This window comes from Brachybacterium sp. EE-P12, from assembly GCF_003711805.1.
Classification (GTDB): Bacteria; Actinomycetota; Actinomycetes; order Actinomycetales; family Dermabacteraceae; genus Brachybacterium.
In genome coordinates, this window is sequence record NZ_QXCP01000010.1 from 70,439 (window position 1) to 84,878 (window position 14,440).

7 protein-coding genes are annotated in these 14,440 nt (G+C 73.9%); 2 read left to right on the forward strand and 5 right to left on the reverse strand.

Translation table 11 applies throughout. From position 1 onward, the window contains the following. Nucleotides 1–99: 99 nt before the first annotated feature. Nucleotides 100–1,467: an APC family permease gene (locus D1648_RS15285; protein ID WP_122943467.1), complete on the reverse strand. Its 1,368-nt coding sequence runs from the start codon at nt 1,465–1,467 to the stop codon at nt 100–102. A gap of 159 nt (nt 1,468–1,626) precedes the next feature. Then, on the reverse strand, nt 1,627–6,054 hold the full coding sequence (locus tag D1648_RS15290; protein WP_122943468.1) for an ExeM/NucH family extracellular endonuclease: 4,428 nt from the start codon (nt 6,052–6,054) through the stop codon (nt 1,627–1,629). A 467-nt stretch (nt 6,055–6,521) separates the two neighbouring features. Here D1648_RS15290 and D1648_RS15295 point away from each other — a divergent pair, with 467 nt between their 5' ends. Further along, entirely contained in the window at nt 6,522–7,961 is a 1,440-nt protein-coding gene (locus tag D1648_RS15295; RefSeq protein WP_122943469.1) for an NAD(P)/FAD-dependent oxidoreductase, read from the forward strand. 33 nt (nt 7,962–7,994) lie between these two features. Here D1648_RS15295 and D1648_RS15300 read toward each other — a convergent pair whose 3' ends face one another. Genes D1648_RS15300 through D1648_RS15310 form a run of 3 tightly spaced genes read right to left on the reverse strand, consistent with a single transcriptional unit; the run spans nt 7,995 to nt 12,897 of the window. Further along, nucleotides 7,995–10,511: a transglutaminase domain-containing protein gene (locus D1648_RS15300; RefSeq protein ID WP_122943470.1), complete on the reverse strand. Its 2,517-nt coding sequence runs from the start codon at nt 10,509–10,511 to the stop codon at nt 7,995–7,997. Then, nucleotides 10,508–11,869, reverse strand: coding sequence for a DUF58 domain-containing protein (locus D1648_RS15305; RefSeq protein ID WP_122943471.1), 1,362 nt, complete (start codon nt 11,867–11,869; stop codon nt 10,508–10,510). The genes D1648_RS15300 and D1648_RS15305 overlap by 4 nt, the downstream gene beginning before the upstream one ends. After that, nucleotides 11,866–12,897, reverse strand: coding sequence for a MoxR family ATPase (locus D1648_RS15310; RefSeq protein WP_122943472.1), 1,032 nt, complete (start codon nt 12,895–12,897; stop codon nt 11,866–11,868). The genes D1648_RS15305 and D1648_RS15310 overlap by 4 nt, the downstream gene beginning before the upstream one ends. A gap of 133 nt (nt 12,898–13,030) precedes the next feature. Here D1648_RS15310 and D1648_RS15315 point away from each other — a divergent pair, with 133 nt between their 5' ends. After that, nucleotides 13,031–14,425 (forward strand): LPXTG cell wall anchor domain-containing protein, encoded by a 1,395-nt coding sequence (locus tag D1648_RS15315; protein WP_122943473.1) that lies wholly within the window; start codon nt 13,031–13,033, stop codon nt 14,423–14,425. The last annotated feature ends 15 nt before the right edge of the window (nt 14,426–14,440 follow it).

A 14,440-nucleotide genomic window follows, 5' to 3' on the forward strand; every position in this document is an offset into this window, starting at 1 on the left:
TATGCGACAAGGGGGTCGGCGGCGACCCGACCCGGCCAGTTGATCGACCTCCGGTACCAGGAAAGTGGTACGGGACGTCGATCGACTCGGCGGCGCCGGTCACCGTCGCGCCGCGAGCACGAGTCCGCGGTAGGCGAGGCCGACGGCGACGAGCACCAGGCCCGCCACGATCGTGCGACCGGGCAGTGCGGCGACGAGCAGCACGCAGCCGGCGAGGCCGATCCACTGCATCGCCTTCGGGAACAGCCGCCACTGCCCGGTCTGGGTGAGCGCGGCGAGGTTCGCGACCGCGTAGTACAGCAGCACGCCGAAGGACGAGGCGGCGATCGCGACCAGCACGTCGGAGGCGAGCAGCACGAGCAGCACCACCGCGACCCCGGCCGCGGTCTCCGCCCGCTGCGGGACCGAGAAGCGCGGGCTGACGTGCGCGAGCACGGGCGGCAGGTCCCGCTCCCGCGCCATGGCGAGCACGGTGCGGGAGATGCCCGCGACCAGGGCGAGCAGCGCACCGGAGGCCGCCGCGACCGCGCCGATGGTCACGACCACGGCCCAGACCCCGCCCGCGCCGACCGCGTCCAGCGCCGTGCGGAAGGGCGCCGGGCCCCAGCCCTGCTCGCCCGGTGCCGGGCCCACCAGCACGAGGATCACCGACAGCACCAGGTAGATCGCACCGACCGCGGCGAGCGCGAGCAGGATCGCGCGGGGGATGGTGCGTCGCGGCTCGACGACCTCCTCGCCGAGCGTCGCCACCCGGGCGTAGCCGGCGAAGGCGAAGAACATCAGCGCCGCGGCCTGCACGAGGGCGAGGACGATGCCGAGCGCGCCGCCCTCCCCCGCGCCGGCGACGGCCGCGAGCCCGCCGTCCCACAGCCCGGCGGCCTGCCCGGCGAGGGGGCCGGGCACCTCCCACGTCCCGGCGCCGGCCCCGTCGCCCGCGCCTCCCGCCGGCCCGCCCGCCACGACCCCGGCGAGCAGCCGCACCCCGGTCAGCACGAGCGCGGCGAGGGCGACCGCGACCAGCACCCGGGCGAGCGCCGCGGTACGGGTGATGCCGACCAGGTTCACAGCCGTCAGCGCCACCACCAGGAGCGCCGCGACGGGCCGCTGGAACGGCTCGGGCACGAGATACGCCGCGACGACCAGCGCCATCGCCGCGCAGGAGGCGATCTTCCCGATCACGAAGCACCAGCCGGCGAGGAACCCCCACCACGGCCCGAGCCGCTCCCGGCCGTAGTGGTAGGTGCCGCCCGCGGCGGGGTGCTGGGCGGCGAGCTGCGCGGTCGAGATCGCATTGCACAGCGCGACCACGGCGGCGACCAGCACCGCCGCCGGGGCGAGTGATCCGGCGAGGTCCTGGGCGGCGCCGAGGGAGACGAAGGCGCCGGCTCCGATCATCGAGGCGAGGCCGATCACCACCGCGTCGCGCAGTCCGAGGCGGCGGGAGAGGACGGCAGGTCCAGAGTTCATCGAGGTCCGTTCGGGTGCTGGGGCGACGTGTCCGCGGAAGGGACGTGAGGAGCGCCCGGCCTGTGATGTGGAGGCCTGGTGCCGCTCACGTCCCTTCAACGGTCAGCCGGTGGTGACGCCCGGGCCGGGGCCGGAGAGGACCGGCCCCGGCGGCCCGGGTCAGAGGCGGTCGAAACGGTACAGCCAGGCGGCGGTCTCGGCGCGGTCGACGCGGGCGTTCGGGCGGAGGTCGTCCCCGTCTACGATGCCCTCGTCGAGGCCCTCGGCCTGCAGCCACGCGATCGCGTCGGCCTGCGCGTCACCGCTGGGCGAGCCCACCTCGGGCGAGCCGGCCGCGGCGTACAGCGCCTCGGCGACCATCCCCCGGCTCAGCGCCGCGCTCGGGCGGAACGCGCCGCCCTTGTTCGCGGTGAGCACGCCCTCGGACTCGGCCCACAGCATCGCCTCGTAGTGCGGGTGATCGGCCTTCACGTCCTTGAACGGCGAGCTCGCGGGGACATCCACCTCGGGACGGCCCGCCATCTCGTACAGGCCCGCGGCGAGGGTGACGCGGTCCGCGGCGCGGGTGGGACGGAAGGTGCCGTCCTCCCCGCCGGGGACGATGCCGCTGCCGGCCGCCCACCTGATCTCGTCGTGGTACGGGTGGTCGGAGCGCACGTCGGTGAAGTCCGGGAGGGTCGGCGCCTCCTCGTACCCGGCGTCCAGTCCCACGATCATCGGGTCGTGGTCGGAGGAGGCGAAGGGGCCCTCCTCGTACAGATCCACCACGTTGTTGCGGTAGCGGCCGTACTGGGCCATCACCGACTCGGGGCCGTTGATCTGCCAGTCGGTCGCGCCGGTGACGCGCTCGGCGGCCGACGGGGAGGCGATCACGTGGTCGAGCGAGCCGACCATGCCGCCGAAGCTGTAGGACCAGCCCTCCGGGTCGTGGGTCTCGCCGAGGTTCACGAAGCCCTGCTCGTAGAACGTCTGCAGCGGCTCCTCCTGGGTGTAGGCGTTGAAGTCGCCGCCGTGCAGGACGTCCTCGACCCCGAGCTCGGATGCGGTCTGCTCGCCCCAGGTCAGCAGCGCCTCGGCCTGCTGGAGGCGGGAGGTGCGGGCGTTGCCCTGGACCGGGTCGGCCGGGAGGCCTGCGTCCTCGGCGTCGGCCGAGCCCTTGGACTTGAAGTGGTTGATGGTGAAGAAGAACGGCTCGCCCTCGACCTGCTGGGCACCGTCGCCGTCGATCGGCACGAACACCTGGCCGAGCGGCTCGCGGGCGTTGTCGAAGGCGGGGTCGTCGGCGAGGATCTGCATCTGCCCCTCGGGGCGCACCTCGGCGGGCTTGAAGATGATCGCGTTGGTGATCACGTCCTGGCCGCCGTCCAGACCCTGCGCGGCGTAGGCCTCACCGGTGGGGACGTAGGCCCAGGTGCCCTCGCCGTCCTTCTCGTTCAGTGCGGCGACGAGGGTGGCGGTGGCCTCGTCGGCCTCCTCCCCGAGGCGGGCCGAGTTCTCGATCTCGGTCAGGCCCACCACGTCGGCGCCGGTGCCGGAGATCGCGTCGACGATCTTGGACTGCTGGCGCTCGAGGTCGTCGGCGCCCCACGCGCCGCGCAGGTCGCAGCCTCCGCGCACGGTGGTGCCGTTCCCGTCGATGTCGGTGTAGGGCTCGCAGCCGGGGGTGTCCTCGCCGAGGGTGGTGAAGTAGTTCAGCACGTTGAAGGTGCTGACCTGCACATCGCCGCCCACCTCGTCGGGGGTGTCCTGGCGGGTGTTCTCGAAGTCGACGCCGTCGGTCTCCGCGGACTCCCACGGGGTGGTGGTGTTCAGGCGCCAGGCGTCGAAGGAGTAGGCGACCACGACGGGCTCGGTGAAGACGGGGGCGGCCCCGACCCGCACCGGCTCCTCGGTGGTCAGCCAGCTCATCGGCTCGGTGGGGGTGCTCTGGAAGTTCGTGGTGCGGCCGTCGTCCAGCAGCACCTTGAGCTCCTCGCGGCTCTCGTAGTAGGCGGTGGCCTCCTCGCCGGGGCGCATGATGTCCCCGGCCTGCTGGAGCGGCTCGTCGCCGATCGCGAGGGCCACCTCGCCGTACTGGTTCGTGGCGTACACGTCGGTGACGGTGAACTCCTCCTCGCCGGGCAGGTAGAGCATGTGCTCGATGCTCTCGCGCTGCTCCTCCTCGGTGGGGAAGCCGCCGTCGAGGGTCGCGGGCTCGACCGGCTCGAGCGCCTCGTCCAGCGGTTCGAGACCGTCGGCGCCGACGGTGATCTGGGTGGAGCCGTGGTACTCGGAGACCTCGCCGGTCACGCGCACGGAGTCGCCGATCTCGACCTGGGAAGCGGTCGACGGGGAATAGACGAACACGGCGGTGGAGCCGGTGTGGGTGTCGACGTCCAGCGCCCCGCCGGTGCCGCCGGTCTGGATGACGTAGCCGTTCAGGCCGCCGGTCGCGTAGACGGCGGTGACGACGCCCTCGGTGGTCACGGCCTCGCCGACGAGCGGGCTCTCGGCGCCGGTGCCCTGGATCTCGGCGATCGACACCTCCTGCGCCTCGCCGGGCTCGCCTCCCTCACCGCAGTCCTCGGTGACGGGCAGCTCGGCGGTGATCTCGGTCCCGGTGGCTGGGGCGGTGGTGATGGTCAGCGGGACGGGGGCGCCCTCGGAGGCGCACAGGCCCTCGGCGAGGGCGACCTCGGCGAGGGGCGCGCCGGTCTCCTCGTCCGGGCCGTAGGGCGCCTCGAAGGTGCCGTGCTCGCCCACGTCGACGGTGACGGAGGTGATCTCCGGTGCGCCGAGGCTCTGGGACTCCAGGCCCGCGAGGCGCAGCGTCGGCGCGTCCTCGTCGCCGGCGAGCTGCAGGTCCACCTGGCGCTGGGAGTAGTCCGGCGCGAGGTCCTCGTGCGCCTGCAGGTAGGCGATGAACGCATCGCGGTCCAGCACCCCGGAGTCGCGCACGTCCTGCGCCTCGGAGAGGGCCCACATGTTGTCGCCGCCCTCGAAGAGGAAGCTCGCGGTGACGATCGTGTACGTGCCCTCGGGATCGATCGGCTCGCCGTCCACGCGGATCTCGAGGACCCGGTCGTCGGTGCCGCGGCTGCTGTCGTAGACGTACTCGACGTTCTCGGAGACGCTGAAGGCGAGGAACGCCTCGTCGCCCTCGTCGACGTCGCCGCCGTCCTCGCCGCGCTGCCACTGCTCCTCGAGCATCTGGGTGAGCTGGGCGCCGGTGACCTCGCCGGAGTTCAAGGTGTTGCCGAAGGGGACCATGCTGTTCGCCTCGGCGTAGGTGACCACGCCGTCGCCCTCGCCCGCGGGGGACTCGGCGTCCCAGAGCTCGGCGCGGATGCCGCCGGGGTTCATGAACCCGATGACCTCGTGCTCGCCGGCCAGGCCCGCGTCCTCGAGGTACCACCGCATCGAGTCGGCGAGCATGTTCCCGGCCGCGGAGTGCCGGGCGCGGTTGTCGCCCTTGGTGGTCGCCTGCTCGGTGACCGGTGAGTCGGGGGTGCGCACGCCGTCGATGTACGAGGCCTTCGTGTCGTCCCACGAGGTGGTGATGTCCCCGTCGATCGAGCCGACGGGCTCCGCACCGACCACGGCGGCCTCGTCGATCGCGGACTGCGCGATCTCGGTGACCTCCTCGGTGACCTCGGTGGAGGTGGTGCAGTCCTCCCCGGTGGAGCGCAGGGCGGGATCCGCGGAGACGTCCCAGTCCCCGTCCTCGCCGCGCTGCAGGGTGACGGTGCCGAGGTTCGCGGCGCTCGAGCCGGTCTGGAGGATCGGGCGCTCCTCGCCGTCCTGCCCGGGCACGGGGGCGGTGAAGGCGTAGGTGCGGTGGGAGTCGCCGTTGAAGATCGCATCGACCTCGGCGTCGGTGCCGGAGACGATCTGGTCGAAGATCGGGTCGGAGTTCGTCGGCGCGGAGCCGACCTCGCCGCTGCCGCTGGCGCCCTCGTGGTAGAGCGCGACGGCGACGTCGTACTCGACCCCGTCGGCCTCGAGCTCGCCGATCACGTCGTTGACCGCCTCGACCGGGTTCCCGAAGGTGAGGCCATCGATCGCGGCGGGGCTGACCTTGCCGACCGTCTTCGTGGTGACCGCGCCGATCACGGCGACCTCCACCCCGTCGCGCTCGACGATCGTGTACGCGTCATGGACCCGCTCGCCGGTGGCCTCGTCGTACACGTTCGCGGCGAGGTCGGGGAACTCGGTGCGCGGCTCGATGCGCTCGAACAGGTCGGCCTTGCCCTGGTCGTACTCGTGGTTGCCGATCGCGGTCGCGTCGACGCCGAGGGCGTTCAGGACGTCGATCGTCGGCTCGTCGTCCTGCACCGCGGACTCGAAGGCGGAGCCGCCGACGTTGTCCCCGGCGGAGAACAGGAACGAGGTCTCGCTCTGCCCGCGCACGGTCTCGACCTGGCAGGCGAGGGCCGAGGCGCCGCCGAGCGCGCCGTGGAAGTCGTTGAAGCCCATCAGGGTGATCTCCTGGCCGGGCTCGGCCGCGAGCGCGTCCTGGGGGAGGAATGCTCCGGACAGCGCGAGCGCTGCGGCGCCGAGGCCGACGGCCGCGCCGCGCAGGGCGCCTGCGACAGGGTGGGCGTGCATGGGGAGTCTCCTGGGAGGTGCGGCCGCGAGACGGCCTGAGCGGGAGGGGAGGGACGGAGAGGGAGGGAGCCGCGCCGGGGTGCGCGCCATCACATCTCACCCCATCCGCGGCGATACCGCCACCGGTTCGGCGGACCGGGACGGAACCGTCATCCGCCGTTCACCCGCCCGGGCCGGCACGAGACGCCGCTCACCGTGCCCGCCCCGAGCGTGTGAGTCGTGACCGGATGGCCCGCTCGTGCTGGTGCCCCGCCGCGCAGAAGTGGGTAGCATCGGCGAGGACTCTGGACGGTCCGGGTCTCCCGCCCCGCGGCCCCGGCCCGACGATCTCGGATCGGATCGCGGACGGCCCTCACCGCCCGAAGCCCGCACACTCCGCCGCTCTCCCCTCGATCAGATGCGGTGCACGACCTGGCCGGCCACCGCCGCGCCCCGTCGGCCGACGCGCCGCCCAAGGAGTCCTCCCCATGATGCTGCCGTTCCTCAGCCGCCGTCCCACTGTCCCCGCGAAGGACGGCGCCAGCTGGCCGCACGTGGTGATCGTCGGCGGCGGGTTCGCCGGCGCCAACGCGGTGCTGGGCCTGCGCGACTCCCGGGTGCGCGTCACCCTCATCGACCGCAACGTCTACAAGACCTTCCAGCCGCTGCTGTACCAGGTCGCGACCGCGGGCCTGAACCCGGGCGACGTCACCATGTTCCTGCGCGGCCTCTCGCTGAAGGTGCCGAACATGCGCTACCGCCAGGGCGAGGTCGTGGGCGTGGACCCCGAGCGGAAGATCGTCACGCTCAACGAGGGCCAGCGCGGCGACCAGGAGCTCTCCTACGACTATCTCGTGCTCGCGGGCGGCGCGACCACCACCTACTTCGGCACGCCGGGCGCCGAGGAGCACGCGATGCCGATGTACACGCGCGCGCAGGCGCTCGCCATCCGCGACCGGGTCTTCTCGGAGCTCGAGCGCTCGAGCCGCGAGGCCTGGCGCACCCACGACAAGCTGCACGTGTGCATCGTCGGCGGCGGGCCGACGGGCGTGGAGATCGCCGGGGCGCTCGCGGACTTCCGCATGCAGGAGCTGGACATCCTCTATCCCGAGATGGACCCCGGCACCCTGCAGGTCACGGTGCTGCAGCGCGGGGACGAGCTGCTCAAGGAGTTCAGCGACAAGTACCGCCAGTACGCCGCGGACGAGCTGCGCGATCGCGGGGTCACGCTGCGCCTGGGCCACGGGGTCAAGGAGGTCGGCTACGACCACGTGGTCCTCGATGACGACTCGATCCTCGAATCGGACATCACCATCTGGGCCGCGGGCGTCGCGGTCCCCGACGCGGTCTCCGAGTGGGGTCTGCCGCAGGACAAGCGCGGCCGCCTTGCCGTCGACGACCACCTGCAGGTCAAGGACTTCCCCGGCGTGTACGCCGCAGGCGACATCGCCGCCCAGGACGAGCCACTCCCCCAGCTCGCGCAGCCCGCGATCCAGACCGGCGCGGCGGTGGCGCGGTCGATCGCCGCCGACGTGAAGGGCAAGGCCCGGCCCACCTTCTCCTACACGAACCTCGGCACCATGGCCACGATCGGTCGCCATGCCGCGATCGCGGAGATCCCCTTCCTGGGCGGCCTCTCCGGCTCGATGGGCTGGGCGGCCTGGCTCGGCGTGCACATCACCAAGATGCTCGGCCACCGCAACCAGCGCGCCGTCGCGATGAACCTCCTGTCCCTCTACGGCGGCTCGCGCGCCACGCACCAGCCGAACCCCGTGGTGGGCGAGGTCGACTCGCTGCGCGCGGCACGGATCTTCGAGGAGCAGGCACGCAACCGGCTCTTCGGCCTGAACGCCGGCGCCGCCTCCCCCGTCTCGCCGGTCTCCCCCGGCTCCGCCGACGAGGCCGACGAGGCCGCCGCCGTGCGCTGACCCCCGGGCGCGGCAGGGTGGGGCGGTGCGGGGTCAGCGGGCGGTGCGGATGAGCTCGACGATCCGGTCGGCGTCGGCGCGCAGAGGGTGCTGCGGCGGCGATGCGGCACCGGGGGCGGGAGCGCGAGCGGCGGCGTCGTCCGGCGTGGCGCGGGACGGGGCGGCGTCGGCGGCGGTGGGAGCGTCGGGGAGCGGGGCGGCGTAAGCGGCGGCGGTGCGGGCGTCGGCGAGGCGGGCGGCTGCGGCGCGGTCCTCGTCCGTGACCTCGCGCTGACCGTCCGCGACCTGGTCCAGCAGGTCCTGGACGGCGCGATGCGGCGGCAGGGCGGGGTTCATCGCCAGCTGCTTGGGCGGCCGGCCCCACGCCCCCGTCAGTCCCAGCCAGCGGATCGCCGTCTCCCGCACGCGCAGCTCGCGGGTCAGCTCTGACCAGGCGAGGTCCCCCGCGCGCCGGCGCAGGCGCTCGGACTCGAGCGCCCTGGCACCGGCCCCGGCACCGGCACCGGCATGCAGCGCCGCCCAGCGTTCCTCGCGGGCGCGGCGACGGTGCCGCCGGATCGCGAGGACGACCACGGCGGCGGCGGTGGCCAGCAGCGCGGCGAGGCCGAGCAGGCTCACGGTGCCCCACTCGATGCGCTGCACGGTCTCGGGCGAGGGGCCCTGCTCGGCGGACTGGTCCTCCTCGGTCGTCTCGGTGGTCTCGTCCTCGCTGGTGCCCTCCTCGCTGCTCTCGCCCTCCTCCTCGGAGGTCGGGGCCTCGGCGGTGTCCTCGGGCGTCTCGGGCTCCTCCGCGTCGGGAGCCTGCTGGGTGACCTCGGGGGCGCTCACGCCGTTCGCGGCCGCGGCGGGGGTGGGCTCGAACCGCACCCAGCCGTGCTCGGGGCCGAACCACACCTCGGGCCAGGCGTGGGCGTTGCGGGCGGTGACCACGTGCTCGTCCCCGTCGACGTCCCCCGCCGTGAACCCGATGACGACCCGGGAGGGATATCCCTGGGCGGTCATCATCAGGGCGAAGGTGGAGGCGAACTGCTCGCAGTAGCCGATCCGGTCCTCGAGGAAGGAATCCAGCGGGTCCTCGCCGGGCGGGGTGCTGACCGTGAGGGAGTACGCGAAGGAGGTGCTGAAGTACTCCTGGAAGGCGACCGCGGCGTCGAAGCCGTTCTCCGCCCCGGCGTCGTCCACGAGCTGCTGCGCGAGCTCGGCCGCGGCCTGCGGCACCTCGTCCTCCGAGGTGTAGCCGGTCGCGAAGGGGGCGCGGACCGCCTCGGGGGCGACGGCGCGCAGCTCCTCGGCGGAGGAGGTGCGCTGCTCGGTGAGCACGGTGTAGTGCTGGCCGGACAGGTCCGGGGGCACGAACTCGAGCCTCGCCTCGCCGTCGGTGGGCTGCAGCGTGATCGCGCGGCGCAGCGCGGTGCTGCCCGCGTCCACCTCCCGCACGTTCTCCGGCATCGGCAGCCGGTCACCGCCCAGGCTCTGCAGCTCCACGTCGGTCTCCTGGAGGTCGCCGCTGTCGGCGTCCACCGCGGTCCCGTCCTCGCGCGCGTCGGAGAAGGAGGTGACCCCGAGCACGGGCTCCTCCCCGCGCTCATCGGCCCGGTAGGTCTCCCCGTCGAAGCGGTTCAGGGTGCGCAGGCGCAGGTAGGAGGGGTCCTCGGAGGTGGTGGTGTAGCGCAGCACCTCGGTGTCGGACTGCTCGAGCAGGGAGCGGCGCACGGAGACCTCGTCGTCGATCATCACCGGGCCCAGCCGCGGCGTGTCGGGGTCCTGCCAGCGTTCCAGCACGTCCACGTTCAGCGCGATCCGGGGCGGGAGCAGCTGCGGCAGCGCCGGGCCGAGCAGCGGGGAGAGACCGGCGACGAGCACCACGCAAAGCACGGTCACGCCGGCGGTCCGGCCGGGGCGCGGCACGGGCCCCGCCTGGGGTCGGCGGTCACCCTCGAGATAGCGCGGATCGCCGTGGACGGTGCGGGTGGCGAGGATCGCGGCGGCCGCGGCGAGGGGGCCGACGACGTTCCACCACGGCCCGCCCGTGGGCTGCTGGAGGGCCGGCACGAGCAGCGCCCCGCCGAGCAGGAGCGCGGTCGGGGTGTGCCAGCCGAGGTCGAGGTACATCAGGTCCAGCAGCAGGGCGAGCAGCGCCGCCAGCGCCACGACGATCACGATCCCCGGCGCGCCGAGGGAGAGGGGCGGCAGGCCCGAAGCGAGCTCCTGCACGCCCTGTCGCAGCACCTCCGGCTGCGCCGCGGCGACGGCGAGCGGGCCCTGCGTCCAGGGCGCGAGGCCCTGTGCCGTCTCCACCGCGAGCAGCAGCACCGCCACCAGGCCCAGCTGCAGCACCGGCACCAGCATCGGGCGGGCCAGCAGGCGGCGCAGCACCACCCCGCCCAGCACGACGGGTGCCGCGCCGGTCAGGGTCAGCAGCAGCCAGGACGGTCCCTGCAGCAGCTGCGAGACGGGCGCCGCGGCGAGCAGCAGCGCGCCGAGGAGCAGCAGCGCCCGGCCCAGGAGATGCCCGCCCTCGAGGGAGGGACGGCCCATGAGCGGGCTCATCGCTCCTCCTCCAGGGCCTTGGTCAGCAGGTCGTCGAGGGTGTCGGCGGAGCTGCCGCTCACGAGCGTCCATGCGCCGAGGCGGGAGCGGCGCGGCGGACGCTCCGCCCGGACGGCGGCATGCTCCGCGGCGAGGCGGGCGGCGTGCTCCTCATGGGCGTGACCGAAGTCGTCGCCGTCGGCGGGGCCGATGCGGCGCGCACGCGGGGGCGTCTCGGGCTGCGCCTCGTCGAAGGCGGGGCCCAGCGCGATCGCGGTGCGGCGCGTGGCACGGCCCGCGAAGCGGTCCAGCTCGAGCCCGGCGAAGGGATCACCGAGGTCGGGGCCGAGCGCGATCGCGAGCTCGGCGTGACCGGCGGCGTGGTCGCGGCCGACGCCGTGCTGCTCGTCGTCGTCGAAGTCGACCTCCGCGAGGGCGAGGAGGGAGGCGCGGCGCTCGACGGCATCGGCCTCGCTGCCCAGCGGCGAGGGGCCGGGGATCCCCCGGCGGCGCTGGGTGCGGGCGATCTCGTCGCCCGAGGCGTCCACGATCCGCACCTCCCAGCCGTTCAGGCCCAGCGACTCCAGCACGGTCGCGGCATGGGAGACCAGGGCGTCCTCGACCTGGGGATCGAGGCCCTCGCGGCGCGTGGTGTCCAGGACGACGACCGCGCTGTGCCCCGCCGACGGCTCGTCCTCACGGGTCATGAGCTGGCCGGTGCGGGCGCTGGCACGCCAGTGGATGCGGCGGACGTCGTCGCCGGCGGCGTACGGGCGGGCGATCTGGCCGATCTCCCCCACCCCGGCGGCGGGCGCCGCGCCGAGGGGGCCGCTGTGCGCGATGCCGGTGAGGCGCTCGGCGGCGGGGGACATCGCGCCGATCACGGGCAGGCCCGTCACCCGCAGCTCGTCCTCGACGGTGCGGCGCAGGTGGAAGAGGCCGAACACGTCGCGGACCAGGACGGCGTACGGGCCGAGGCGGTGCGCGCCCCGTCGACCCACCCGCAGCACGTGCGGCATGCGCGCGGACAGCGGCAGGTCGCCCTGGCCGCCGAGCGGCGCCGGCAGGCGCTCGCGCACGATCGCGCGGCCCAGCGGCACCACGGTGATCCATGGGGTCGAGGTGGTCTCGAGCATCACGCGCGCGAGGCCGCCGACGGGCACCGCGTCGTCGACGACCCGGCGGCGGATGTCGAGCCCGCGGGAGCAGACGGCGATCCCGATCCCGCCGACGACCAGGAGCAGCAGCAGCCCGGCGGCGAGCTGCCGGGCGGGCTCGACACGCGTGAGGTCGCCGAGCAGCCACAGCGCGGCGCAGGCGAGGAGCACGACGATCCCCCGCCCGGTGGGGCGGAGGACCGTGCGTGCGCGCCGGGTCACGTCTGCGGGGTGCTGCGCAGGACCTGGTCCACCAGCTCCCCGGCGCTCGCGCCGCGGGAGAGAGCCTGCGGGGTCAGGTGGAGGCGGTGGCGCCAGACGGGGAAGATGACGTCGGCGATGTCCTGCGGGGTGACGAAGCTGCGCGCCGCGAGGGCCGCGTTCGCCTTCGCCGCGCGCACGAGGTGCACGGCGGCGCGGGGCGAGGCGCCGAGGGTGACCTGCGGGTGGGAGCGGGTCGCCTCGGCCAGGCGCACCACGTACTGGAGGATCACCGGGGAGGCGTAGACGCTGCGCACCGCCCGCACGTGGGCGGCGATCCGCTCGGGGCTGGTGCGCTGCCTGACCGCGTCGACGATCTCCCGGTCCCCGTCGGGCACGGGCCCGGCCTGCGCCTCGAGCATGCGCGCCTCGGCGGAGGCGACCGGGTAGCCCATCGAGGTCTGGGCGAGGAAGCGGTCGCGCTGCGCCTCGGGCAGACGGTACGTGCCCTCCATCTCGACGGGGTTCGCGGTCGCGACGACCATGAACGGCTCGGCCAGCGCATAGGTCGTGCCGTCGACGCTGACCTGGCGCTCCTCCATCGCCTCGAGCAGCGCCGACTGGGTCTTCGGGGAGGCGCGGTTGATCTCGTCGGCCAGCAGGATCTGGGTGAACACGGCCCCGGGCCGGAACTCGAACTGGCCGCTGGCCTGGTTGAACACGCTCGCGCCGGTGACATCGCCGGGCAGCAGGTCCGGGGTGAACTGGATGCGGTGGCGCTCGGCGCCGAGAGCGGCGGCGAGCGACTTGGCCAGCATCGTCTTGCCCACGCCGGGGATGTCCTCGATGAGGAGGTGCCCGCCGGTCAGCAGCACCAGCACTGCGATGCGGGCCACTTCCTCCTTGCCCTCGACGACGGTCGCGATCTCGCGCACCACCGCCTCGGCCTCGTCGGCGATCTCGCGGGCCTGCGCCTCCGACAGCGGAGCCGCGGGAGCGCTCGCCTCCTGGTCGGGCGCGGTTCCGGCGCCGAGTTCATCCAGGCTCATCTCGGGCTCCTCCGGTGCGCACCCCAGCGGGTGTTCATGAAAAGTTTGCCGGGGGATGAACTCCTCGGGGTCCCCCGCGGCGACGTCGCCTCCTACAGTATGGCGGGTCCGTGCACGCTTCCGAAGGTTCCAGATGTCTGTCCGCCGCAAGGCCTCCCGGCTCTCCGCCGGGCTGCTCCTCGTCGCCGCGTGCGCGATCGGGCCGACGGCGGCTTTCGCCGAGGAGTCGGGGGCGTCCGACGGCGGGGGCGAGGACCCGGCCGGGAGCGACGCCTCGACGGATTGCGCCCTCGATCCGGACGACCCGGAGAAGGTCGTCCCGGAGCTCGCGCTCTCGGCCGATTCCGTGGAGATCGCCGACGACGTCTCTCTGACCGTGCGCTGCTTCCCCGAGCGTGGAACCGCAGAGGTCTCGGTCGTCGAGCCGGACGGGCACGTCGACACCCTCGATGAGGACGGGGGGCGAAGCGTGACGTCGACCAGCGTCGAGGTCTGGGAGTACACCCCCTCGCAGAGCGGCACGCACTCCTTCCAGATCTCGGAAGGAGGCTGGTCGAACAACGTCCAGTTCACGGTCCCCGAATCCGCGGACGAGGACGACCCGCAAGAGGGTGGCTCCGACGACGAGGACTCGAAGGACGAGGGCTCGAAGGGCGGCGACCAGCAGGACGACGGAGAGAAGGGCGACGGGGCCGACGAGGACGCTGTCGGCGACGGCTCGGACGACGGCGCTGGTGATGATCAGGGCGATCCCGGTGCCGACGACAGCACGGGGGGCGACGACTCCTCCGGCGGTCAGGACAAGGGACCCGACGGTGACAGCACGTCCGGGGGTGCCGCCGGTTCCGGCTCGACCGATGGTTCCGGGAGCGCCAGCGGCTCCGACGGCGACGGGGCGGACGGCTCCGACGGAGATGGCAGCTCCGACAGCTCCGGGAGCTCCGACAGCTCCGGCAGCTCCGGCACGAAGGAGAAGGGCTCCTCCGGCTCGAAGGGTTCCTCGAACGGTGCCGCAGAGGACGACAGCGACAAGGAGCCTGCCCCGTCGACGGCCGGCGATCCCGCCCAGGGCTCGCGACCCGCTCTCCCGCAGCCGCCCGAGCAGCCCGGCTCGGCGACCGACGACTTCCCCTCCGCGTCCCCGGACCCGACCGCGGACCAGGAGCAGTCCGCCGCGCTCGCGGCCCTGATGACCTCGCTGTTCGCGAACGGCGTCTCCTCCGGACAGGTCGGCACCTCCCCCGAGGACGCCCGCACCGTCATCGACCCGTCGGCCGACGCCTCGCAGATCGAGGTGCCGGCGGGCGGCGGGGTCGGCGCGTCCGACGGCGGGGGCTCCGACGGGAGCAGCGCAGGGGGCAGTGAGCCTGGCGCTGGAGCCGACGAGCCCCGCGCGGGAGCCGACGACTCCGACGACGACGAGCTCGCCGCGACCGGGACGAACGCGCTCGTGACCGCCGCCCTCGCAGGCCTGGCGATCCTCGGCGGTGCCGGACTGCTGTGGTGGCAGCGCCGCAGCGACCGCTGACCTGCCGCACCGCAG